The organism is Bacillus sp. FSL P2-0099 (assembly GCF_038007445.1).
GTDB classification, from domain to species: domain Bacteria; phylum Bacillota; class Bacilli; order Bacillales; family Bacillaceae_G; genus Bacillus_A; species Bacillus_A mycoides.
On the sequence record NZ_JBBOXE010000001.1, the window covers coordinates 3,345,746 to 3,369,800 of the forward strand.

The window sequence follows — 24,055 nt, forward strand, 5'->3', positions numbered from 1 at the left end:
GAATACATACAAACTCTTTATAAAGTCAACTCTACATATAGGACATCCTTTTTGTTACGATAACATCATATTCATATCTTCTGCTGCGGTTGTAATTAGTTTTAAACCGAATGTCTCTTGTAATACATCAAGCACACCAGGTGAAATAAATTCAGGTGCCTTTGGACCAATGCGAATATCTTGAATACCAAGGCTAAATAGCCCAAGTAAAATAGCAACCGCTTTTTGTTCAAACCATGATAAGACAATACTTACTGGCAATTCATTCACTTCACATTGGAAAGCATCTGCTAAAGCGGCCGCTATTTTCACTGTAGAAATTGAATTATTGCATTGTCCTAAATCAATGTAACGCGGAATCTCCGTACCAGGTACAACACCATAACTCACATCATTAAAGCGGAATTTCCCGCAAGAAGTTGTTAAAATAACCGTTTCTGGCGGAAGCGACGTTGCTAATTCACGATAATATTCTCCGCCTTTTCCCGGAGCATCACAACCTGCGATGACAAAGAAACGCTTAATCTTTCCTTCTTTTACTGCATTAATAATTTCCGGAGCTAATGATAATACTGTATTATGATGAAACCCTGTTACTAACTGCTCATCCGACTCCATATGTACTTCTGGAAGTTCAAGCGCTTTTTGAATCAATGGTGCAAAATCATCATTTTCAATTTTTTGTACACCCTCTAAACCTGCAATATCATATGAAAAGAATCGATCAGAGTATGATCCTTTAATTGGCATAACACAGTTCGTTGTAGCTAATATGGCACCTGTAAATTTTTCGAAAAGGCGTCGTTGATCATACCATGCCTTACCGATGTTTCCTTTTAAATGTTTATATTTTTTCAGTTGTGGATATCCGTGTGCTGGTAGCATTTCAGAATGCGTATAAATATTAATTTCTTTTCCTTCTGTTTGCTTTAATAACTCTTCTAATGCAAATAAATTATGACCAGTAACTACAATTGCCTTACCTTCTACATGGTTCTGCGTAATTTGAACAGGCTCCGGAACACCAAAGTGATTCGTATGTGCCTCATCTAATAACTCCATTACTCGTAAAGCCGATTTCCCTACTTTCATAGCCATATCAATATGTTCTTGTTCATTAAAGTTAGAATTTGTTAATGTCATATATAGCGCTTCTTGAGTTGTAGCATCTACAAATGCATCTGTATACCCTAGCTGAGCAGCATGAGTACGATAAGCAGCAATTCCTTTTAATCCAAACACAATCGTATCTTGTAAACTTGCAATTGTTTCATTCTTACCACAAACACCCATCACTTTACATCCGCCTGTTGGCGTTTGTTCACATTGATAACAAAACATATCATCCCACCCTCTCCCAATCATTCGTTACAAATTAAGCATAATACTCATTGAGAAAAAGGGATGTGATATCAATCACAATAATATATATAAATTTGTGACAGTTCATATTGTTGACATAATATTTTTATTGACATCAAAAAAACATACAGAAAAATGGACAACTTTGTTGATGCTTTCAAATAGCTAGATAATTGATTTAGAGAACTATTAGCAACTAATAAGCATACAAAAACACTATTCTATCATTCAACAGAAAGAATAGCGTTTTTTCATTTTGAAGAACTATCAATTTTTTGATTAAAGATTTTATAGGAAACCTCTTTATTTACAATACATTTACACCATCTTAACATTTTTTACATTATTTATATGATATATTTATATAGAAAATACTTAAGAAATTTCATGTGCATTGTTATCTTTATAATCTCTTAACTGATTGATAAGAGATTATGTTATATTTTCATACCAGGGGTGAATTAGGATGACTGAAACTTTAAAGACACTTATAATGCTTGATGTTACTTACGTTGTTATAGCAATTATGACGGTACTGGTATTTGTATACTTGGAATTAAAATCTCAGTAACTTATGCAGGCATAATTGATAGCTTCGCATTTAAATATAGTTAGAAGAAAGCGAGGAGAAAATTATTTCTCCTCGCTTTTATATTCCCACAGTTTCTTATTTCAACAAATCCAATGTATGTAAAAGTAATCCTCTGTCCCCTACTTCTCCATGACCAGGCACTACTAAGTTCATATTTCCATATCGGTTCAACACATTCTCAATCGATGTGGACCATTCATTTACATATGCATCAGCAACATTCCCTAAATCTTTAGCTTCCGCAGATTTCACTAAACAGCCTCCAGCTAAAATGTTGTATTGCGGTAACCATACGACAATATTATCTTCTGTATGCCCTTTCCCTGGATAGAACGTTTCTACTTTTATATTTCCAAACTTCATATTCGTAATTGTTTGTAAGTCTCCAAGTGGCTCTTCATATCCATTTTTCTTTGCTAGTTCCGCAGTTAATGCTGTACTATGCGCTTTAATGCCTCTTTCTTTCAACGTTTTAATTCCGCCAATTCGATCAGCATGCGCATGTGTAATAATAACATCCGTTACGCGCTTCTTAAATTTCTTTTCTACCATCTCTATTAATTCCTTCGTTAACTTATCATCCCAAGAAGAATCGACAAGCACTAACCCTTTAGAAGTAGTAAGAACTAGACCGTTCGAAGGAACTGCTACTCCATTAAAATAACCTAACTCAGTATGAACCCATACATTTTTGTTTAACTGAGAAATTGAAATAGTTCCTGTCTCATTCTTTATTACTTTTTTCTCTACCGTTCGTTCTGCTTGTACTGGAGATATTACACTAACAAATTGAATTGCTCCTAGTAAACTTACACATAACCCTACTTTTAATAATATACTCTTTTTCATTTTCTCCACCCTTTCTTTCAAACTAAATAGTTATTTCCTATATTAGACAATTCGTCTCAAATGTTTGTTCCATCTTTTTTACATATTTTTCATACCATTAATAAAAAGCGCACAAAATTTTGTGCGCTCTTTAACCTTCCTTTTACCATTCACGTTTTTTATTAATCATCATTTTTTCTTCAAACGCCTTCTCTAAATCAATTTCTAACTTGTTTGCTAAATCACATACATTCCAAATTACATCAAACATTTCTAAACCAATCTCTCTTTTCGAATCTTGTATTTTATCACGCTTTAATATAACTTCCGCTAATTCACCTAATTCCGCCATCGCATACATCGTACGCTCTTCAATTGTTGTATCTTGAAAGCCTTTTTCTTTACTGAAACTCGATACATATTGCTGGAATTCCGAAATATTCATATGTAATCTCCCTTCATCGTAAATATCTCATTTTTTATAAACTTAAAATCAAAAATGTATTTTGTTAAATTATAACATTTACACTATAATTTATTTATAGCCCTTTAACGGAGGTGTTCTCAATGACTCTCTTCGCTTCGCCATCATTATTCATACTAGCCATCATTTCATTTGCACTAGCTTATTTCATCGGAGTAAAACAATACACTTGGCTCTTATCAGGATTCAATGAACGCCGTGTACCTGACAAAGTGAAGTTATCAAAAATAGTTGGTCTTTATAATTTAATTGCTGGTGTTATTGCCACAATTGGCAGTGTCTTCATTACTCCTAATGTTAAAATTATATTTCCTATCATTATTATTGGCCACGTTATAATCGCTGCTTATGTAAATACACGTATGGTTCAGTAAAAAAAGACCATCCAATTGGATGATCTTTTTTATAACTTATCAACATATTGCTTCGCTTCTAACAATGAAAATCCAAAAGCCTCTCTTACTCTCTTAACTGCCGTAACTGTTTTTCCTTCTTCCATAAGCTGCCGCAACTCTTTATTAATTTCGGGTTCTCTATCTATAATTCCCATTTCTTTCGTAATTAGCTGTAATCTATCTTCCATCCGCTTTAAACGCGCATCCGTTTTCTTTTCGATTTTATTTAATTTTTCAACGATATAAATAAACCCAAAGACCGCTATCGGTATGATCATCCAAAATTCCATGACTATTCCTCCTCACTAGCTTTCATATGTTTTATTTAAGTAACTTATGTAAATTTTACCATAGGAAACATTTAATGTATAATAGTAATATACAACACTGTTGAAAAAGTGAAACTTTAATCAGTGGGAGTTTTACTGCCCGTTAATGCGGGATAAAACCTTTTATTTTAGGGGGACACTTTATGAAAAGATTTTTTAAGACGTTACTACAATTTGTAGTTCTTTCAATTGCACTACATTTGTTATTTGATATAGTTGGTTGGCTTGTTTTCAATGCACCAATTAAAAACAAACAAATCTTTATTTCCTTTATAACAGCCTCATGGCTTATGTACATGTACAGAGATAAATTTTTTAAAGCATTTACTTCGAATTAACTTAAACTAAGAAAACACTTCATCGATAAAAGATGAAGTGTTTTCCTTTTCTCTCTATTTACTACTGTATAATAAAATTAATATTCTGTCTTTAAAAGAAAGGAGTCACTATGAACTTAAAAAGTAACAATATATATGAGAAAATGAACCAATATTCTGTTGCAGGGTTAAGCTTTGCCGTTATACGTGACGGTAAACTTGATGAAGCTACTGCTTTCGGAACACTCGAATCTGGAACAACTAGAACTGTCACTACGAATTCCATATTCAATTCTTGTTCTATTAGCAAATTCATCACTTCAATGCTTGGACTAACGTTATCAGATCAAGGAATCGTATATTTAGATGAAGACGTAAATGATAGACTCACATCTTGGAACATCCCTACCAATCTATTTACTTCGCAGAAAAAAGTCACGTTACGAAACTTATTAAGTCACCAATCTGGGATGATTGATCCTCCTAATAGTTTTGAACATTATACACTTGTACAAGGTCTACCTAAAATGGATGAGGTCCTTGCCGGTAAAACACTATATTGCCCCGTACCTATAGAGGTAACTTATAAACCAGAAAGCGAATTTCACTACTCTGACACAAACTTTTGTATTATCGAACTACTAATTGAAGATATTACTGGAAAACCATTCAACCTTTTACTTGAAGAATATATCTTTCAGCCACTTCAACTGAAGAATAGTACGGTATTCCCTACTGAAGATATAAATAAATTAAACACATTTGCTTGTGGACATAATAAAGATGGCACCGTTACAAATGAGAAGTATCCATTTTATCCATTCGCAGCAGCTTCAGGCATTTGGACAACACCAACTGACTTATCAACTTTAATTATTGAAATCATTCAGTCCTTACAGGGAAATAGCAAACTGGAACTTTCTCAAAAAACAGTACAAGATATGATTTCTCCTCAAGGATGCACCAAATGGACTGGATTAGGTGTTTTTCTAGAGTATTCTAATGAAGACTTACAAATTCATTCACTTGGCTGGGGTGTTGGATTTCAATGTATGATGGTATGTAATCCACACCGAGGTAATGGCGCTGTTATTATGACGAACTCGGATTTAGGTGTTCATCAAAAGGATGGGATTATTGGTGAGATTTTAAAAATGTTATCCTTATAATTAACGAAGTAAAACAAAGAAAGAAGCTGATTCTCCCAGCTTCTTTCTTTATATAACATTTTTCACCACAATTTTAATATGTTCTGGTGCGATAATTTCCGTTATACTTTCTTGGAAATCTTCATGCAGCAGTTCTTCAATATGCTCTAACTGCACTTCGACATGTGTGCATTCTAAATTATGTATGTTTAATAGTGCATAATGATCTTTCTTCTTAATTACTAAATATTGATTTTCTTCTGTTATGAGCACAGAACCTAATCGTATTCCTAGTAGACGTTGATCATCAAACTTCACAATTTTTTCCCCTTTCCAACTACGAATGTAATTACTATACAAAAAAACTAATTTAAGGAAAAGAATCTTATATAGACTATATCATAATTTACTAAAATATAAATATCATATTTTCTTTCAATAGAAATCCCCGTTTTTTTATATATTTCGATACAAAAAACTTTCTCAACAAAAAAAATATAATTTTCAGTTTTTTATTTCATGAAAATCTATTATACTAAAGCTAATAAACGTTTGAAATGTTTGACCTCTCCTAATTCATGTACATATGGATGATCAGTAGCTGTTGCTACTGATCTATTTTTTGATTTCAGAAAGCAAATACACCGCATCCTTTCCTACACCACAAATAAGCGCAGAACCCCTTTGAGATTGCCACGGCAGTCCAATATAATACAATCCTCTTACTGGACTCATTCCCTTTGTATGATTAGGAAATCCATTCATATTCACTGCCTTTTCTATTTCAATCCATTTATAATCTTGAACAAAACCAGTTGACCATATAATACTTTGTGCACTATACGTGCCACCATTCTGAAACATAATATTATTTCCTGATGAACTTACCACTTTTCCCTGTAGTTTTATTGCTCCACTACGAATAAGTTCCTTACCTTCAAAACCAAAAATGGGATCCTTTCGCTTCTGAAACCACCTTCCTCTCTTTGTATGTATTTCAGCATACAATAAACCCATTTTTTCTAACCAATTAAAAATGCTTTTTCTAAAAAGATATAACGGTAAAAAGGTTAACGGATGACTTATAGCCATTGTAACTTCATGAGTTTTTGCAAGTTCTACTGCTATTTGCATGCCTGAATTCCCACCACCTACTACAAGTACTTTTCCCTTTGGAATTTGTAATGGTGATTTATATTGTGATGAATGTATTTGAAAAATATGTGATGAAAGATGTTGTGAAAATGAGGGGATGAATGGTTGCTGAAAACCACCTGATGCGATAATAACTTTTTTCGATTGTAAAATTTCTGTAGGAGTGTGTAATTCAAATATTTCTTTCTCTTTTCTTATTTTTAAAACTTGAGTCTGTAATTGTACCGGCAATTGAAAATACCTTGCATATTCTTCTAAATAAATTGCAATTTCATCTTTACATGGAAATCCATTCCCTTCTCCTTTTAATATCATACCTGGTAAACTACTATATTCCCTTGGTGTGAAGAGCTGCAAAGAATCATAGCGGTCTCTCCAAGAATCGCCAATTCGGTTTCCCACCTCAAGTAATAAGAAACTATATCCTTCCTGCTTCAAGTAGTATCCCATTGTTAATCCAGCTTGACCAGCTCCAACGATAATTATATCTTTCACTCCAATTCCTCCTTCTCACAAACACATGAATACATGTTCATATGTTCATGCGTTTCCATAATCATAACATTTTATTTTTTTATAATTCAATATCTATCCAAAATAAAAAAGAGCAGTTCACTATAAAGTAAACTCCCCTTAATATGTATCATCTCGTTACTCATTAATATTTCAATTGTCCCCAAAGGATCTAACGGCCCCTACACACTATCACCTAAATTTATTATCATTTCGAATATCTTTTAATACCGCCTTTAAAGCGTGACTATTCCCATGAATATCTGAAATCATCGCTATTTTTCTCTTCATTGTAACCCCTACTTTGATAAATTATTTATAACACCTCAATTTCTAAACCCGTTCCTCATAAAATGTTATTCTATTTAAAAATGGATCAATCACAGTTAATTCAATTGTATCCCAAGGTGTTCTCTCTATATCAGGTTTTGAATACGCATAATCTTTACTTGATAAAATAGCATAATAACTTTTTAAATCCTCTATTTTCACACGAATTGCACCGCCTGGTGAAGCATCCCCATGATGTTCAGATAGATGTATTACAGTATCATTTAACGAAATTTGCATATATAATGGCATATTTTCCTCATACCGATGTTCCCAATCCAGTTTAAACCCTAAAAAATTCAAGTAAAATAACTGAGCCTTTTCAATATCAAAAATTCTAAATATAGGTGTAATCATTTATAATCCCCTCCTATTTATAAACATCCGCCGCCAATTCCCGCAAAACATCTACATTCATCACTTCGAAACAACCATTGCTTTTCTTTATAATTTCTTTATCACAAAACACATTTAATGTACGCAATAAATGCCGATAACTCGTCCCTAACAATTCAGCTATTTCCGTTAAATTCCCACTAAACACAATTCGATTCCCGTGCTGAACAGCGCGTTCCCCTGCTGCTAACATGTAACTCGCAAGTCGATTTTCAAGTGGATACAGTAAATTAATTGTACTATTTTTTGAAAGTCGATTTAATTTATGGGCTAAAGAACCGCAAATACATCTCAAAAATTTCGCATCATGAAATAATTGGTTTCTCACTTTCCCTAAAGGTAGCCCAACACAATACGAATCTGCCATCACTTGTACGTTTGAAGCAGTCTTTTGAGAATGAATTAACTCCACATCTCCTAGTAACTGCAAACTATCATAAAAACATAATAATACCGATTTCCCGTTACTTAATGTGTTAAACGCTTTCGCTTTTCCTTCAACAAAGAAATATAAATAATCTATCTCTTCGTTTTCTCTGCAAATGAACTCATTCTTTTTAAAAAATATAAGTTCCATATATGGTTTCATATCACTACTAAAAAATGAATCAATATTATTTTGTTTCATATACTCTGCTAATTTATTAGAATTACATACTTTCTTCATAGTCCCCCACCTTTACAACTCATCCCAATTGTAAACAAAATTTTCTTCTTTCACTATGACATATGTCATAGTAATACACAATTTCAGCATGATACAGTCATTACAAATATGAAATATAAAAAGGGGATATTACATTGTATAACTTTCTTTCTGTCTTTATTGGTGTGCTTATTGCCATTATGCTCCCATTGAATGGGATATTATCTGAGTTAATTGGCAAGTATACAGCAAGCGTTGTCATTCATCTTGTCGGTTTAATAGCAGTTATTTTCGTTTTAATCCTTAACAAAAATAAAATCCATTTTGATAAAGGTATTCCACTTTTTTTATATAGCGCTGGGGCAATTGGAGTATTCACTGTTCTTTTTAATAATATAAGTTTCTCTGCTCTTGGTGCCTCTATTACGATTGCATTAAGCTTACTTGGTCAATCCATCGCTTCCATAGTTATTGATCATTTCGGTTTATTAGGAATGAAAGTTTCGAAGTTTGATAAGAAAAAATTAATTGGATTATTATTCATCTCTTCTGGAATTATAGTCATGACAATTTATTAATGGAGGCAAGAAAATGTTATATATTTGTATCGCTATTTTAGCTGGTGTTTCTATCGTTGTTGCTAGAATTATTAACGCGAATTTAGCAAAGGAAATTGGAAATTGGGAAGGCACATTTTTCAATTATATTACTGGATTATTTTTCTCCATGTTATTTTTAATTTTCAGTTCAGATTCGTTGTATATTTCTAGTCATACGTTACAATCCATACCTATCGCTGTATACTTAGGCGGATTAGTAGGCGTTATCGTCATCTCATTATCAAACTATATTACTCCTAAAATATCAGCATTTTATTTAACATTACTCATCTTTATCGGACAATTGTTTACGGGGACTATCATCGATTTCTTCCTGTCACACGAACTATCAACCGGAAAAATTATCGGTGGAATTCTCGTATTAATAGGGCTCACTTACAATTTACTCGTTGATCGCCCTATAAAAACCGTGAAGCATAACCACGTTCAACTATAATACTTTACGCTTACCTATCATATATTAATAGAAAAGCTCTTCACATGAAGCCATAGAGAGGAGAATACCCTATTAAGAAAATCATTTTATTGATAGGTAGCGCATTGATTGTTTTTGGAACCGTATGGTTTTTAAACTCTGGAAAATCTATTCAAGATCTCTATACAGCAAGTAAACCAAAGAAGAAAGCTACTATTATTTCAACTCAAAGGGACCCAAATGCACCTCCTGTTTTTTTAGGAAAGCAGAAAATAAAAGATATACATGTAGAGTCGCTTAAGACAAAAAAATCTATCTTCCTTACAAAAACAGATGAATTAAAAACATTCATTAACAGTATGGATACAGCAAAAAAAGGCGATTTAACGCTAGATGAAGAAGGTTCTGATTTAGTAGATTGTAACATGTGGATTACTTTCCAAGATGGAACTTATAAACAATATTTAATTTGGATAGTAGATAACAACAGTAGTGAAGTTATGATTGCCCATCAAAACACTCCTGATGACGTAGACCTTACTTATTATCAATTAAATGAAGATAATTCAAAAAAAGTATATAACTTATTTAAAAAGGTTATTTAATAGAAAAAGTCATGAGCTACTAGGCCCATGACTTTTTCTATTTATATATATTCAGGGAACACTTTACAACTCTTTTCCTGCTCTATATCATGTCCAAAGAAAACAATCGGGTTCTCTTTCATCACAATTTCTTTTAAACGTTTAATTGAAGATAAAGCTAATTCCGAATCAAATCCAGCGAACGGCACTTCATCTTCAAAATTTTCTTTCGTATAAGATGCATCAATTGTTAATAACACAGGACCGGATTTTTCTGTCTCAATTAATAGCGACTGATGCCCTGGAGTATGGCCCGGTGTATACAATAATTGAACTCCTGGTACGACTTCATAATCCCCTTCAATGATTTTATAGTTCAAATGCGGCAATATACATTCTTTCATATATTCTTCACTATGTTGTGCCGCCTCATATTCAGCACGCTGCACAATAATCGGTGTATTTGTAAAAGCACCATTTCCTCCTGCATGATCAAAATGCAAGTGGGAACTAATAATATAAAGAAGGTCTTCCGGTTCATATCCAACGCGTTTTAAAATATTTATGATTCTATCTTCTTCAGTCATTTTCGGTAAAATATGTCCTTCAACAAATGTACCGTTAAAAAGATCTTCGTTATTAACCGCACTTTCTGGCATACCTGTATCTACTAAAATAGGCCCCTCTTCTGTCTCCAACAAATAGCACCATACAGGTAAGTTCAATAAATCCCCCGGTGTGAGCGTACTATTAACAGAGGAATGATCTAACATACAACGACCAGCTGGTACGAAATAAAGCTTCTTTACTGTCATTATGTATCCACCTTTACATTTAGTTTTGAATAAAACAATACAGTAAAGAATTCCTCTTGTTAGAAATAAACTCCTTCTCACTTTTCGTTGTTTCAGCTATTATTTTTGAGTCATTCACAAATTCTCCTTACATCGTTAATTACTATTCGTTACTCTCCTAAGAATCGAGAGTAATAAAACCACTGTTTGTATTTTGAAATATGAAAAGGATACAAACTTAAACAAATGTTAAATATAAAAGAACCGACTACCTAGATGTTGAGAAAAGGAGTCGGTTCTTTTTCTTATTTATTATTCCTCTATATGTGTGAAGAGCTGAGATTATAAAAGATAATATGCTATTGTTTTTTCACTGTAATATTTCCGTTATGTGTGTTTAATTTAATTATATTTTCTCCCTTTCCAATAACCGTATTCCCGTTATATTTATTCAGGATATTCGCGTTGCCATTGTCGACAGAAACATTAAATTGAACATTAGTTGGTTCTTTTTCGGTTTCAATATTAATTTTTCCATTGTGAGTCGTAAAATTGAGATTTCGATCCAGTTCATTCGTTTTCAGAGTAAGACTTCCATTTTTAGTTTGCCCCTCTATTTCACCTTCAACATGGTCTAGCATTATTCGTCCGTTGTTCGATTTCACATGAATATTTTGTGCCAATATATCTTTGAAATCCATAATTCCATTGTTTGTTTCCGCGATAATTTTTGGCGAATTGATTTCTCTTAATTCAACACGTCCATTGTTTGTATTGGCATTCAAATGCGTTGTGTTTAATTTTTTTATAGAAACGAAACCATTACTATTAGAAACTTTTAATGAATCATATTGTTTTTCGGGTAGATACACATTTAATGTTAATGGCGCCAATACTTCAGAAATATTAAAATTGAACCAGCTCTGTTGTTTTTCTTTGTAAGAAATAAGAAGCGTCGAATCTTTCTCATCCATAGCTAATGTTCTTTTTACGTTAGGATTAACTTCGCCATCTAATTTTACTTTCATGTTACTATCTGTTGTAGGATTGATGTTAACACGAACGTTATTCGTATCGATAATGACGCTTAACACATTATTATTGTTAATGACCTTTTCTTCTGAAATTGGTACTGCCGCAATTGAACGATAAGTGAATAAACTCCCGATAATACCAATAATGAAAATAATACCTGCAATGATTGAAAGACTCTTTTTATTTATCATGCTTCAAACCACCTTTTACTAGTGCTATATTGAACTTTAAATAACAAACAAATCCATTCTTTGCTAGCTTCGTTAAAAATAACATAGCAATTACAATGAAATATCCAAGTCCACAAAGTGCTAAAGAAACGAAAAGATTAAATAGCAAGAATGTATTTGGATGTATAATAGTATCAACTAGAACAAGTAATGGTGAACCTAAAAATGAGATTCCTAGAACCCATCCTGAAAAAATCAATGCCGCTAATGTAATTGCAGGTCCAAGCACGATTAACAAATTGAAAAAACCTAATCCAATTACTGCCCAAATTGCCCGAAAAACATTCCCTGTTGTTGCACTTGCTGTTACTTTCTCAATATGATAATCTGCTAATAACTCTTTGGCGATTTGAGCTGGAGAACCTAATGAAGCTACAATTTCTTCTTCACTTTTCCCTTCCTCTAATCCGAAAGTAAAATGTTCTTCATAATCTTTTAAAATATCTGTACGCTCTTTTTCAGATAATCTTTTTAGAGATGCATTTAATTGTTGTAAAAATTTATTTTTCGTCATTACGTACACCTTCTTTTATTAATTGATTGACACCTTGTGAAAACTCATTCCATTCCTCCAAAAGTTGATACAAATACGTTCTACCTTTATCCGTCAGTGTATAATACTTCCTTGAAGGGCCTTCTGAAGACTCCTGTAAATACGTTGTAAAATATTCTTCTTTAGTTAATCTACGAAGTAAAGGATAAACAGACCCTTCTGATATTTCAATTTGATTGGAAATACTTCGAACTAATTCATACCCATAACGGTCTTGCTTATCAAGTAAGACAAGAACACAAAGTTCTAAAACTCCTTTTTTAAATTGTACATTCAATATTCATTCACCCTATTCTAATTGGCATCTACTACTGTTTATTATTTAGTACTGTTTTATAACAAGTAACTACAAGTATAATATAACACTTGGTATTGTTCATTGCAAGGTACACTGGAAAAATAAGTATACCTTTCATTCGACGCTTATAAAATCAAAACGATGGCTCCTCTCCAGTTACAAAGTTCTAAATGAGGCTGAAACAAGCCTTTAACAAAATGGAAAGGACTCAACTTTTTACATAATGACACTTTACCTACTATAATAAAAGAGAAAAACTCTTACTTTAATGGAGGGAATAAAAATGAAAGCAATTGGTTTACATGAATACTTACCTATTGAAGAAGAAAACAGTTTAATTGATATTGAAGTTGAAAGACCTGTTGCCACAGGAAGAGATATACTTGTAAAGATTAACGCTATTTCCGTTAATCCAGTTGATACAAAAGTTCGATCTCCGAAAGATAAAAAAGAAGATATAGCAAAAATACTTGGCTGGGATGCTAGTGGCGTTGTCGTACAAACTGGCGAAAGTTGTACGTTATTTAAAGAAGGCGATGAAGTGTTTTACGCTGGAAGCATTACAAGGCAAGGTACATACAGTGAATACCATCTAGTTGATGAAAGAATTGTTGGTAAAAAACCAAAAACTTTGAGTGATGCTGAATCTGCAGCACTTCCTTTAACAGCCATCACAGCATGGGAAGGTTTGTTTGAACGTTTAGGGATTGATTATAATAAAAAAGATGAAAATTCATTTAAAAACATTTTAATTATCGGCGGAGCTGGTGGTGTTGGCTCGATTGCTATTCAGTTAGCTAAATGGGCTGGACTAAACGTAATCGCAACCGCATCCCGCAACGAAACCATACACTGGGTTGAAAAATTCGGTGCCGATTATATAGTTAATCATCACCAACCTTTAAAAGATCAAATATTAGAATTTGGGCTAAAAGATGTAGATTATATCTTCTGCTTAAACAATACTGATCAACATTGGCACACGATGGGTGACATCATTAAACCACAAGGGAAAATTTGCTCTATCGTAGAAAATGAACACCCTCTTGAGATGGGGATTTTAAAAAGTAAAAGTGCTACATTCGTTTGGGAGTTTATGTTTACAAAAGCGATGTATGAAACTGGTGATATGAGTACGCAGCACGAACTATTAAATAAAGTAAGCGAGCTATTAGATGAAGGTATTCTTCAAACTACTTTAAATGATACGTTAACACCAATTAATGCAGAAAATCTTAAAAAAGCACATGCATTACTTGAAAGTGGACGTACAATTGGGAAGATTGTATTAGAGAAATTTTAATAACAAAAGTCCGATTTCTAAATAAGAAATCGGACTTTTTTACTATCTTTATTTACTTGAAACCTCTTGATCATTTTGAACGTCTAACGGAGCTCGCTTCCCTATTCCGAAAGCATAGAAACTAATTGTAACGATAGCTAAGAAAACAATACCCACAATTAGTGAAATACGAGTATCATCGTTAAACCACATACCGATTAATACCATAATTAAAAAGGCAATCGTTAAATAGTTTGTTACAGGAGCAAATGGCATTTTGAATGGATGATCTTTCATCTCTGCTCCCTTTTCTTTTCTAAAACGAATTTGACTAATTAAAATAACAAACCATGGCACCATACCAGGAAGTACACTTGCACTATATACATATACGAATAAGTTTTTTGGTGCAATATAACTTAAAACAACACCAACCGCTAAACCGATAATTACACCAACTGTACCGAATAAAGGTACACCGTTATTAGAAATCTTCGTAAAGTATTTCGGTGCTTGTCCATTCACACCTAGTGTATAAAGCATACGTCCAGCACTATAAATACCACTGTTACAACCAGACATTGCCGCTGTAATAACAACGAAGTTAATAAGTCCCGCAGCTGCCGTAATACCAACTTTCGCAAAAGTTGCTACGAACGGACTACCAATTGAACTTAATTGATCCCAAGGATAAACAGTTACAATAACGAAAATAGCACCAATATAGAAAATTAGAATACGCCAAATTGTACTTTGAATTGCTCTAGTAAGTGTCTTCTTCGGATCTTTCGCTTCACCAGCAGTAATCCCGATTAATTCCACACCTTGATACGCTCCAACTACAAGTGATAATGCAAAGAAGAATCCTGAAAAACCACCTGTAAAGAAACCGCCGTTTGCCCAAAGATTAGATATGCCAATCGCTTCTCCGCCGTTACCAATTCCAAAGAAAATAAGTCCAAATCCCGCAATAATCATTAATAAAATCGTAACGATTTTGATCATCGCAAACCAAAATTCAAATTCACCAAATGACTTAACCGAAATTAAGTTGGCCGCACCAAGAATAACCATCGCGATAATACCAGGTATCCAAGCCGGTAAATCCGGGAACCAATATTTCATATACGCTCCAACTGCGATAATCTCTGACATCCCAACAATAACCCACTGGAACCAGTTACTCCACGCTGTCATATAACCAGCTAACGGATGAATATATTTGTGACCAAATGTCGCAAATGAACCTGTGCTTGGCTCCATATACAACATTTCTCCCATGGCACGCATAATGAAGAAGATGAAAACACCTGCGATTGCATATGCAAGCATTACTGACGGACCTGTCCATTTAATCGTGCTGGCTGACCCCATAAACAAACCAACACCAATTGTTCCGCCTAAAGCAATCATTTGAATATGACGTGCTTCTAAACCTCGTTTCAATTCTTTGTTTGCCACTTCATTTCCCCCTCTTAGATGATTCATAGCCGCATTTAAAGTAAGATGGTGTACCCTAATTCCTTTCGGCCCTGAAAATGATGAAACAAACGTCATTTTAGACTAACTTTAAAGCTATCCTAAAATCTCATTTTGCCTCTTATAAAATTTCCCAAACCCCTCATCTTCCTATTTTCTATAAAATTTAAAATTGCTCACTTCATATTAATTCATTTATCTGAAAAGTTCAATTATTTTTTCAGTAAATTATTATATATTAGTTTGATTAATTTTTAACTAAATTAACAATAAAATACATCTATTCAATATGATTCCGGTATGAATGTTATTACAATATAAATAACCGAGAAGATCTTATCTACCTCGGTTTCATACCGCATATACTTCACTATTTATAGTTTGTACCGTAATTGCTTACACATGCGATTAACACCTCTCACATAAATTTAATATATTAGTAAAACAACAAAGTCACTAGCTTCTACATCTCTTATTTATCCCGTTCTCACAACTAAAAATTCTCTATCCCATCTCCTACTTTAAGAAAAATATAACTACACTTAAAACAATCAACAATACACCGGAAAGAGGAAAACTCTTCTCCTCAGCTTTTATCTTTTCCTTAATAATACCTTTAATTTTTGTCTTTATATCCTCTGGGCATTTTCTAAATAAAATATTAGTTGTATGTAATGGTCTATTCAATATTCGAATTTTAACAGGAGATCCTGATAAATATATATTATTTTTATCCAATGTAAATTCTATGTTCGCTTCGGTTAACCCGTCTTTCACTAATATATTCACTCGGCTAGAAGCTAGATTAAATACCGTATAATCGTTAAAAGCGAGCCCTCTAATCTCGAAATGTGAGTATATAAGAATAAAAGTTATCAGCAACAAACATAGTATCAATATGGTTTTTGTTAACGAAAGTTGCTCTAATACGTAGGAAGATGTTGTCATATAAGCACAAAAGAATGCCATTAAATTACAAAGATAGTGGTTTAAAATGAAAGTTTTTCGTATAACTACTGTAAGTCCGGAAATGATTAGTAGAGCGCATGCTAAATTCATTAACATATTTTTACCCTCCCTAAAAACTATAACTATACAATTTTGTTGTATTTTAACATTAATTACATATTCATACCTATAGTTATGTTCATAAAATATAAAAGAGTCTCATTAAAAAATGAGACTCTTTTACGATTTCATATTCAAATCGATTTTGAAGTTTGCTTACCAAAAATAAACACTCTAGTAAACACTGACATTATAACTACAATAGCAAGAAAATAAAGTGGCATCACCATTAACGAGCCCGTATGAAGCTGACTCATTCCCCAAATTGTCATCGTTACAATTACATAGTAGCCTAAGCTAAACAATGCTCCAGCTGTACCAATGACATCTTGAAAATCTACTAATGCTAAACTTAAACAGTTAGGCAATGCTACCCCAATTCCTAATAGCAATATAAACATCGCTACTAAAAATCCAATCATATATATTATGTTTGGATTTGATCCAAATGAATTAATAACAGTTAAGAAGATAGCTCCTCCTGTCATTACAAGACAACCGATATATATAATTTTCTCTGGTTTATAAGTAGCAAGTAACCGCTTTGAAACTTTCGCCCCAATAATAGAAGCGGAAGCAACAACAATTCCTAGAAATCCGTACATACTAGGCGATAACTGAAAGTATTCAATAAAGATAAACGGCGCTTCTGCATAGTAGCTAAATAAAACACCATTCGCTCCTCCAATTAATAGACTGTATGTTACTACTTTCGGATTTGTAATTAATCTTTTTAACACTGAAAAGACATTTATTTTATTCGTTACTGAGTCCGTTTTTGTTTCCGGAAGAGAAACAAAAGTATACAGAAAAATCCCGACACTCATAACTACTAAACTTAAAAATACCATTTTAAATCCAAACATTTGATCCAGAAAGCCCCCAATTAGCGGACCTATCGCTGGTGTAAAAGCAATGACTGCCGAAATTTGAGCGAACATAACATGACGTTTATGCCCTTCGACACTTTCACGAAGAATCGTTTGTGTCACAACTGAGCCAGCACTTGCTCCAAATGCTTGAATAAAACGACTAAACAATAAAAATTCAATAGAATTGGCAATATAGCATAAGAAACTTCCAGCCCCATATACTACAATTCCAAATAACATTGCTGGGCGACGACCAATTATATCTGATAACCATCCAATAAAAAATACACCTAAAGCAAATCCAGCAAAATAAACACTAAGTGTTAGCTGTACCTCATTATTACTTACGTGCAACGCCTTTGAAATGTCTGGTAAAGACGGTGTGTAAATCGTTTCACTAATTTGCGGAAATGCCACAAGAATGATCATTAACCAAAGTGATGGTACTGAGACTTTTTTCATTTTTAATACCCTCCTATAACTTTGAAAATCTCAGAAATGAATAGACTTTCCTTAGCTACGGAACAGGAGGGGCCATTATAGAAATTCGATCATAAAACAACAAAGAAAACACCTCAATTACGCATGTTAATACATATAGGAGGGTAATATTAACATTGATTTTAATATATGCTTTTTCAATTATATTACATATTACATTTCTTTTTCTAGTGTTGAGCCTTGGAGGATTTGTTAGAAGGATAACTTGATACCATCACCTTTTTATGGAATAATTAGGAATAGTTTGAATTAATGGATTTAATTATCAAACGATAGACTAGCATTTTTTAATGTCGCAAAGCTTACAAACAGGAGGACTTTTGTAATGATTGAAATTTTAAGGACCATAGTAAACTTCCTAATTTCTCTATTCTCAGGAGAATTAACAATTGTATATTATGTGTGGATTATTACCCTATTCCTAATTCAAATAATCCAATCTACTCTAAACTATAAACTATTTAACAAGAAAGATAATTTCAGCACTTATATATCAGAAGGATTACTTGCTTTTATTATTTTATTGTTTGGAGGTATGTTAGTATCTAAGTTACTTGCTTACATAATAGACGACTCTACTATTAGTATGAAAAATTTAACACATTATTTTATTTCTCTTATTATATTAACTATATTTGTCGTCATAAGCTGTCTTAAAGATTTTATAGAAACATCTATCAAAAATAAAAATGTGTCTCTTTTTAGCTTTTTAGTAGTTTTCTTAATAACAAGTATACTTTCATTCAAGTTTTTATCACCTTTAATCGAAGGTTCTTTTTCTCTTTCTAAATCTTTTATAACCACTTTAATCATTCTTGTAACTATATCAATTCCTCTATTAATTTCCTTAGAGGAAAAATATGCAGATAAAAAAGAAACGGAAAATTTATAGCTTCTCATTTACATAAAAGAAAGGGGAAGCTCCCCTCTTTCTTTTATATCGTCCTATTTCACAAGATTAAATCATCCCTTTTAATATCAACCCCAAAACTGACATTACTATTGCACTTATAATAATTCGCAAAATCCAAGTTATGTTTGTACTTATTTTTTCCAATTGCTTATTGATTGTTGCTATGTCTTTCTCATTAATAGTGGTACGCGTTTCTAAATTACGAATGTCTCTCATAATTTCTTTTTGCTCCGCCTTGAGACTGTCAATTTTAGCGTAAACATCTTCCATATATTCACACCATCTGTTCATCTCAATAGAAAAAACTATATATATATTATGAGACAACCCTCTTACCTGTGAATACATTCCGTATATCCGCACACCAAATTATTTGTACAATCTAATTGAATTACTTACACGTTTCCATTCTCCTATATATAAGTCTTCGTTTAGATAATATGTGCTATAAAAAGAAATCTCATTATTCCACTTTAATAATGTATTCTAAGTACTCTTTATATGCCGTTTCATAAAGACCTGTAGCATATTTAAAGCCTTTTTTATTTTTTTAACAACAAACAAGATGCAATCCAACATGCGGTAGCACCTACGATAATTACTATTATTTAAATCACCATTCTCACATTTAAAACTCAATATAGTCAGTATTCTCTTCTTAAAAATCAGCTTTTTTAGCTACTTAATGTATACTAATATTAATATGAACTAGCTGTATTGATAAACTCTCTAGTACAAGAAATATACTAGCTGAAGCAGATCTATATCCGATATTTTTCCCATGAACATTAATGCTGATTGCCACTAAATGTGTTTGAATAGCATTGTTTTCAAAAATTTCATCCTCAACTTTTACAATATCAGCTTTACTATCCACTTCTTTAAAGGTTTTCAATAATTTTGTTTCTAATAGACTAAAATCAAAATTTTCATCTTTTATTACAGCAAATTTAATCTTCATATCGATTTCCCCATTTTTAACAAACTAAAATCATTTAATCAATATAAATATATATCAATCTATTAAGTAATTCAAAATATACGCTTCTTATACACTATTACTAAATATCATTTCTAAAAGGATTAAGTGCAAAAAAGAAAGAAAGAAAGTAAAGAAAAAAATTAGTACTCTCACAATTAAGTAAACTCTAATTTTTTCTTCTATCTACTTATTATTTAAGGTTAATAGTGATATAACCAGACTAAAAAATTTGACTTAAATTCATTGATGAATGGAGAGGTTTATATGAAATTAAAAGACAAAGTAGCAATCATAACTGGTGGTGCAAGTGGAATTGGTGAATCCACTGTTCGCCTTTTTATTGAAGAAGGTGCAAAAGTAGTTATTGCTGACTTTTCTGAACGTGGAAAAGGCCTATCAGATGAATTGAATGCACATGGATATAATACATTATTTATTAAAACTGATGTAACAAAAGAAGCAGATATTAAACAGCTAATCCATGAGACAGTAAGTAAATACGGTAAATTAGATATTATGTATGCCAATGCCGGCGTTGCTGATGATGCACCGGCAAACGAACTGTCCTATGAAAAATGGAAAAGAACCATTGATATTAACTTGTCTGGGGTATTCCTTTCTGATAAATATTCGATTGAACAATTTCTTAAACAAGGTACAGGCGGTGTCATCGTTAACGCTGGTTCGATTCATAGTTTTGTTTCATTACCTACCCCAACAGCATACTCCTCTGCAAAAGGTGGTGTGAAACTATTAACTCAAAATTTATGTACTGCCTACGCTAAATATGGAATACGTATTAATGCGGTGTGCCCTGGCTATATTGACACCCCTTTACTTGGTAGTGTTAATCCTCAACAGAAAGAATATTTAGCTTCACTTCATCCACAAGGCAGACTTGGAACACCAAAAGAAATAGCCAAAGCTGTCTTATTTTTAGCAAGTGATGATGCTAGCTTTGTTAATGGTACAACACTTCTTGTTGATGGAGGCTATACTGCACGCTAATTTTAAAATTTGAAGTACGGCTCTAAGAAATATATAGTCTTTAATACAAAAAGCGCCATCACAAGTGACGGCGCTTTTTCTATGTAAGAGCTACTAGAAGGTACCCTTCTAGCCTACTCCCATTTATAAGTCCAAAACTGTTCAAGTTGCAGCCATTTTAATGTTGCTGCGTCTTTGTTTTTTATTTTTGCATGCGTTTCTTCTAGCATCGCTTCCGTTTGTGAACGATGCGCGCCTAGTGCAGCTAATTTATGTTCAAATACTTCACTAATATTATTTACAACATCCGGTTCACCGAGTACTGCTTCGCGATTTCTCGTAATCGCAACCGCATGAATGGCTGGACGTTCTTCTTTAGGCATACGTGATACAGCGCGAACTACAGCGCGACCAAATGCATCATGATCCGGATGTACGCCGTGTTCTGGATAAAATGTAATAATTCGAGATGGATTTACTTCTTGAATAATCGCTTCGATTTTATCAGCAACAAAATCAACATCTTCAAATTCTAACGTTTTATCATGGAAACCGAGCATTCTTAAATCTTGAATCCCCATCGCTTCACATGCATCTTTTAATTCTTTTTCACGTATATTTGGAATCGTTTCACGGTTAGCGAATACGTTTTTCCCCATGTTACGTCCCATTTGTCCAAGAGTACCACATGCGTACGTTACAGGTACTCCTTGATCTGTTAATAAGCGAATTGTTCCTCCCGCAGCAAATGCTTCATCATCTGGATGCGGAAATACAACAAGTACATGTCTCTCCATAAGTTTCCCTCCTTCTTACTTAAATGGCGTTAAGCTTAGCTCAAGCGCTACCGCTAAGCGGCCTTGGTTATCATGCCCTGCTAGTAATAAACGCTCTTTATCGTCTACTTCCCAGTGCGTAATGCCTTCTGCATATACCCAGCCATGATCCATTTTCAAACCAACTCGGTATGGGTTTGTTCCAGTTATTTTCCCACGCTCAAAGCGAATAATTGCATTTCGAATGAATGCTCCTACTGTCATCATCTTTTCATTAAAGTGTGACGCATACGCTCCATTCGTCGTTTCTAAATGAATATATACATCTTTATTTACAAAACGTTCAATTTCATTTTGAATAAGAGAACTATCTTTTACTATTTCCATCGGAATTCACCTCTTTAAACCATTTTACGCAAAAATAATGTAAATTGCTATCTCTATATTAGAGGACAACGCCCACTTTTCCTAATAATTTGCACTGTGTTTTTTATATTTTTTATCCCGCATTAACGGATAGTAAGATTCCCACCCCAAAATCCAGCGAACACACGTCAGCTAGGTGGGAAATCAACTATCCGTAAATGCCCGATTGGTGAGGGCTAATAATCAGTGGGGGATGAACAAAAACCCCCACTGATTAAAGTTTCACTTTATATGATATGTAAAAATCACATTTTTTCCTTCACATTGTTAAATAGTTTTCTTTCTTTTTTGAATTTGCTACAATATATTTTATCCCGTATTAATACAGCGAGATACATTTCGACAATTGAATACATACTTTAAAGAAGGTGACATGATTGGAACAATCAGCACATGAAGTAGCAAATTGGCAATATTATTTTACAATTGCCGTATTTTTAGTCACGTACGGTTTTATTATTTCTGAGAAATTGAATCGTGCTGTAATCGCACTATTCGGTGCTGCTATTATGATTATTTTTGGAATTGTAGATTTACATACTGCTTTCACATCGCATATTCAATGGGAAACGATTACCCTTTTAATTGGGATGATGATTCTCGTACATATTACGAGTCAATCAGGCGTATTTGAATTTGTAGCCATAAAAGCAGCAAAAGCAGCTGGCGGAAAACCAATCCGCATTTTATTATTACTATCCCTATTAACTGCTGTCGGTTCTGCATTTTTGGACAACGTAACAACCGTATTATTAATCGTACCTGTTACACTATCCATTACACGTATTTTAAAAGTAAATCCTGTTCCTTATTTAATTTCAGAAGTACTATTTTCAAATATAGGCGGAACAGCAACATTAATTGGTGACCCGCCTAACATTATGATTGGATCAGCTAATAAGCATTTAGACTTTAATGCCTTTTTACTAAACTTAGCTCCAATCGTAATCATTATTTCTATCGTTACACTTGGCATTATTTACTTCATGTATCGCAACAAACTAAAAACAACGCCTGAGCAAATCGAAAAGCTAATGGCATTAAATGAAAAAGATTATATTAAAGATCAGAGCCTCCTTTTAAAATCCATTACGATTTTAGGACTAACTATTTTAGGCTTTGTACTTCATTCTATTATTCATGTAGACGCTGCCGTTATTGCGATGACAGGTGCTACACTTCTTATGTTAATCGGTGTGAAAGAACATGATATTGAAGATGTATTTGCCCACGTTGAATGGGTAACAATTTTCTTCTTCGCTGGACTATTCGTTCTCGTTGGCGGATTAATTGATATCGGACTTATTTCTTCACTCGCAAAAGAAGTACTCGACGTAACAAATGGCGATATCGGTTTCGCTGCTATACTTATCTTATGGGTATCTGGCATCGCATCTGCGACAATTGATAACATCCCATTTGTCGCAACGATGATTCCACTTATTCAAGATTTAGCTACAGGACTCGGACTATCTGTCGATTCTCCGCAAATTGAAGTACTATGGTGGGCGTTATCACTTGGAGCTTGCCTAGGAGGCAACGGAACATTAATTGGAGCATCAGCAAACGTAGTCGTTGCTGGTATTGCAAAACGTGAAGGACATGGGTTCTCTTATATGTACTTCTTAAAAATCGGTTTCCCCTTAACGATCATTGCGCTATTGTTATCACATGCTTACATTTATTTACGTTATTTAATGTAGAAGTTGTATTGCATGAAATTATGTCGTCAAATAAAAAAGGTT

29 protein-coding genes are annotated in these 24,055 nt (G+C 33.2%); 10 read left to right on the forward strand and 19 right to left on the reverse strand.

Annotated features, from left to right (window positions below):
* Positions 1 to 54: 54 nt before the first annotated feature.
* From hcp to MKY90_RS17245, 3 genes are all read right to left on the reverse strand, one after another.
* A complete protein-coding gene (hcp, locus tag MKY90_RS17235; protein ID WP_002137545.1) occupies positions 55 to 1,341 on the reverse strand; it encodes a hydroxylamine reductase in 1,287 nt (428 codons plus the stop codon).
* A 688-nt stretch (positions 1,342 to 2,029) separates the two neighbouring features.
* Entirely contained in the window at positions 2,030 to 2,803 is a 774-nt protein-coding gene (bla2, locus tag MKY90_RS17240; protein WP_341092049.1) for a BcII family subclass B1 metallo-beta-lactamase, read from the reverse strand.
* A 142-nt stretch (positions 2,804 to 2,945) separates the two neighbouring features.
* Entirely contained in the window at positions 2,946 to 3,227 is a 282-nt protein-coding gene (locus MKY90_RS17245) for a MazG nucleotide pyrophosphohydrolase domain-containing protein (protein ID WP_012261329.1), read from the reverse strand.
* Positions 3,228 to 3,349: 122 nt separating this feature from the next.
* Here MKY90_RS17245 and MKY90_RS17250 point away from each other — a divergent pair, with 122 nt between their 5' ends.
* Positions 3,350 to 3,640, forward strand: a complete 291-nt coding sequence (locus MKY90_RS17250; protein WP_002190266.1) for a DUF3784 domain-containing protein — start codon at positions 3,350 to 3,352, stop codon at positions 3,638 to 3,640.
* 29 nt (positions 3,641 to 3,669) lie between these two features.
* On the opposite strand, the gene MKY90_RS17255 is transcribed toward MKY90_RS17250, so the two are convergent.
* A complete protein-coding gene (locus MKY90_RS17255; protein WP_000397708.1) occupies positions 3,670 to 3,951 on the reverse strand; it encodes a hypothetical protein in 282 nt (93 codons plus the stop codon).
* A 182-nt stretch (positions 3,952 to 4,133) separates the two neighbouring features.
* On the opposite strand from MKY90_RS17255, the gene MKY90_RS17260 reads away from it, so the two are divergent.
* Positions 4,134 to 4,328, forward strand: coding sequence for a hypothetical protein (locus MKY90_RS17260; RefSeq protein ID WP_002087600.1), 195 nt, complete (start codon positions 4,134 to 4,136; stop codon positions 4,326 to 4,328).
* A 110-nt stretch (positions 4,329 to 4,438) separates the two neighbouring features.
* Positions 4,439 to 5,476 carry a serine hydrolase domain-containing protein gene (locus MKY90_RS17265; protein WP_215599451.1) on the forward strand — a complete coding sequence of 346 codons (1,038 nt, stop codon included), beginning with the start codon at positions 4,439 to 4,441 and terminating at the stop codon, positions 5,474 to 5,476.
* Between the two features lie 48 nt (positions 5,477 to 5,524).
* Here MKY90_RS17265 and MKY90_RS17270 read toward each other — a convergent pair whose 3' ends face one another.
* From MKY90_RS17270 to yeiL, 4 genes are all read right to left on the reverse strand, one after another.
* On the reverse strand, positions 5,525 to 5,773 hold the full coding sequence (locus MKY90_RS17270; RefSeq protein ID WP_002087603.1) for a hypothetical protein: 249 nt from the start codon (positions 5,771 to 5,773) through the stop codon (positions 5,525 to 5,527).
* A gap of 297 nt (positions 5,774 to 6,070) precedes the next feature.
* On the reverse strand, positions 6,071 to 7,105 hold the full coding sequence (locus tag MKY90_RS17275; RefSeq protein ID WP_215599450.1) for a flavin-containing monooxygenase: 1,035 nt from the start codon (positions 7,103 to 7,105) through the stop codon (positions 6,071 to 6,073).
* Between the two features lie 351 nt (positions 7,106 to 7,456).
* Positions 7,457 to 7,810, reverse strand: coding sequence for a glyoxalase superfamily protein (locus MKY90_RS17285; RefSeq protein WP_002033400.1), 354 nt, complete (start codon positions 7,808 to 7,810; stop codon positions 7,457 to 7,459).
* 13 nt (positions 7,811 to 7,823) lie between these two features.
* Entirely contained in the window at positions 7,824 to 8,516 is a 693-nt protein-coding gene (gene yeiL / locus MKY90_RS17290) for a transcriptional regulator YeiL (protein ID WP_002165330.1), read from the reverse strand.
* Positions 8,517 to 8,650: 134 nt separating this feature from the next.
* On the opposite strand from yeiL, the gene MKY90_RS17295 reads away from it, so the two are divergent.
* The 3 genes from MKY90_RS17295 to MKY90_RS17305 all read left to right on the forward strand — a co-directional run bounded on the left by MKY90_RS17295 (position 8,651) and on the right by MKY90_RS17305 (position 10,135).
* Entirely contained in the window at positions 8,651 to 9,073 is a 423-nt protein-coding gene (locus MKY90_RS17295; protein ID WP_098168560.1) for a DMT family transporter, read from the forward strand.
* Positions 9,074 to 9,086: 13 nt separating this feature from the next.
* The gene (locus MKY90_RS17300; RefSeq protein ID WP_002014128.1) at positions 9,087 to 9,551 is read left to right on the forward strand and encodes a DMT family transporter; all 465 of its coding nucleotides are present in this window, start codon (positions 9,087 to 9,089) and stop codon (positions 9,549 to 9,551) included.
* 104 nt (positions 9,552 to 9,655) lie between these two features.
* The gene (locus MKY90_RS17305; RefSeq protein WP_098168584.1) at positions 9,656 to 10,135 is read left to right on the forward strand and encodes a hypothetical protein; all 480 of its coding nucleotides are present in this window, start codon (positions 9,656 to 9,658) and stop codon (positions 10,133 to 10,135) included.
* 41 nt (positions 10,136 to 10,176) lie between these two features.
* Here the strand turns inward: MKY90_RS17305 and aiiA are convergent, their stop codons facing one another.
* The 4 genes from aiiA to MKY90_RS17325 form a co-directional block, all read right to left on the reverse strand.
* A complete protein-coding gene (gene aiiA / locus MKY90_RS17310; RefSeq protein ID WP_215599448.1) occupies positions 10,177 to 10,929 on the reverse strand; it encodes a quorum-quenching N-acyl homoserine lactonase AiiA in 753 nt (250 codons plus the stop codon).
* Positions 10,930 to 11,267: 338 nt separating this feature from the next.
* Positions 11,268 to 12,134: a DUF4097 family beta strand repeat-containing protein gene (locus tag MKY90_RS17315; RefSeq protein ID WP_002190271.1), complete on the reverse strand. Its 867-nt coding sequence runs from the start codon at positions 12,132 to 12,134 to the stop codon at positions 11,268 to 11,270.
* Entirely contained in the window at positions 12,124 to 12,687 is a 564-nt protein-coding gene (locus MKY90_RS17320; protein ID WP_078205233.1) for an HAAS signaling domain-containing protein, read from the reverse strand. Before MKY90_RS17320 ends, MKY90_RS17315 begins: the two co-directional genes overlap by 11 nt.
* Positions 12,674 to 13,003 carry a PadR family transcriptional regulator gene (locus MKY90_RS17325; protein WP_002199791.1) on the reverse strand — a complete coding sequence of 110 codons (330 nt, stop codon included), beginning with the start codon at positions 13,001 to 13,003 and terminating at the stop codon, positions 12,674 to 12,676. Before MKY90_RS17325 ends, MKY90_RS17320 begins: the two co-directional genes overlap by 14 nt.
* Before the next feature lie 304 nt (positions 13,004 to 13,307).
* Here MKY90_RS17325 and MKY90_RS17330 point away from each other — a divergent pair, with 304 nt between their 5' ends.
* Entirely contained in the window at positions 13,308 to 14,327 is a 1,020-nt protein-coding gene (locus MKY90_RS17330; protein ID WP_098168563.1) for a zinc-binding alcohol dehydrogenase family protein, read from the forward strand.
* A gap of 48 nt (positions 14,328 to 14,375) precedes the next feature.
* Here the strand turns inward: MKY90_RS17330 and MKY90_RS17335 are convergent, their stop codons facing one another.
* The 3 genes from MKY90_RS17335 to MKY90_RS17345 form a co-directional block, all read right to left on the reverse strand.
* Positions 14,376 to 15,767 carry an amino acid permease gene (locus MKY90_RS17335; RefSeq protein ID WP_002190277.1) on the reverse strand — a complete coding sequence of 464 codons (1,392 nt, stop codon included), beginning with the start codon at positions 15,765 to 15,767 and terminating at the stop codon, positions 14,376 to 14,378.
* Between the two features lie 534 nt (positions 15,768 to 16,301).
* Positions 16,302 to 16,850, reverse strand: a complete 549-nt coding sequence (locus MKY90_RS17340; RefSeq protein WP_341092067.1) for a hypothetical protein — start codon at positions 16,848 to 16,850, stop codon at positions 16,302 to 16,304.
* Positions 16,851 to 16,987: 137 nt separating this feature from the next.
* Positions 16,988 to 18,187 carry a multidrug effflux MFS transporter gene (locus MKY90_RS17345; protein ID WP_341092070.1) on the reverse strand — a complete coding sequence of 400 codons (1,200 nt, stop codon included), beginning with the start codon at positions 18,185 to 18,187 and terminating at the stop codon, positions 16,988 to 16,990.
* 364 nt (positions 18,188 to 18,551) lie between these two features.
* Here MKY90_RS17345 and MKY90_RS17350 point away from each other — a divergent pair, with 364 nt between their 5' ends.
* Positions 18,552 to 19,118 (forward strand): DUF5823 family protein, encoded by a 567-nt coding sequence (locus tag MKY90_RS17350; RefSeq protein ID WP_341092073.1) that lies wholly within the window; start codon positions 18,552 to 18,554, stop codon positions 19,116 to 19,118.
* A gap of 66 nt (positions 19,119 to 19,184) precedes the next feature.
* Here the strand turns inward: MKY90_RS17350 and MKY90_RS17355 are convergent, their stop codons facing one another.
* Together MKY90_RS17355 and MKY90_RS17360 are read right to left on the reverse strand one after the other, a co-directional pair.
* On the reverse strand, positions 19,185 to 19,409 hold the full coding sequence (locus MKY90_RS17355; protein ID WP_002066432.1) for a hemolysin XhlA family protein: 225 nt from the start codon (positions 19,407 to 19,409) through the stop codon (positions 19,185 to 19,187).
* A gap of 412 nt (positions 19,410 to 19,821) precedes the next feature.
* Positions 19,822 to 20,100 carry a hypothetical protein gene (locus MKY90_RS17360; RefSeq protein WP_063218586.1) on the reverse strand — a complete coding sequence of 93 codons (279 nt, stop codon included), beginning with the start codon at positions 20,098 to 20,100 and terminating at the stop codon, positions 19,822 to 19,824.
* Positions 20,101 to 20,385: 285 nt separating this feature from the next.
* Here MKY90_RS17360 and MKY90_RS17365 point away from each other — a divergent pair, with 285 nt between their 5' ends.
* Positions 20,386 to 21,129: an SDR family NAD(P)-dependent oxidoreductase gene (locus MKY90_RS17365; protein ID WP_002087632.1), complete on the forward strand. Its 744-nt coding sequence runs from the start codon at positions 20,386 to 20,388 to the stop codon at positions 21,127 to 21,129.
* A 113-nt stretch (positions 21,130 to 21,242) separates the two neighbouring features.
* Here the strand turns inward: MKY90_RS17365 and bshB2 are convergent, their stop codons facing one another.
* Together bshB2 and MKY90_RS17375 are read right to left on the reverse strand one after the other, a co-directional pair.
* Complete coding sequence (bshB2, locus tag MKY90_RS17370) at positions 21,243 to 21,905, reverse strand: bacillithiol biosynthesis deacetylase BshB2 (RefSeq protein ID WP_000439465.1); 663 nt, start codon at positions 21,903 to 21,905, stop codon at positions 21,243 to 21,245.
* Between the two features lie 15 nt (positions 21,906 to 21,920).
* A complete protein-coding gene (locus MKY90_RS17375) occupies positions 21,921 to 22,271 on the reverse strand; it encodes a YojF family protein (protein WP_000407039.1) in 351 nt (116 codons plus the stop codon).
* Between the two features lie 416 nt (positions 22,272 to 22,687).
* On the opposite strand from MKY90_RS17375, the gene MKY90_RS17380 reads away from it, so the two are divergent.
* Positions 22,688 to 24,013 carry an ArsB/NhaD family transporter gene (locus MKY90_RS17380; protein ID WP_341092076.1) on the forward strand — a complete coding sequence of 442 codons (1,326 nt, stop codon included), beginning with the start codon at positions 22,688 to 22,690 and terminating at the stop codon, positions 24,011 to 24,013.
* Positions 24,014 to 24,055 lie beyond the last annotated feature (42 nt).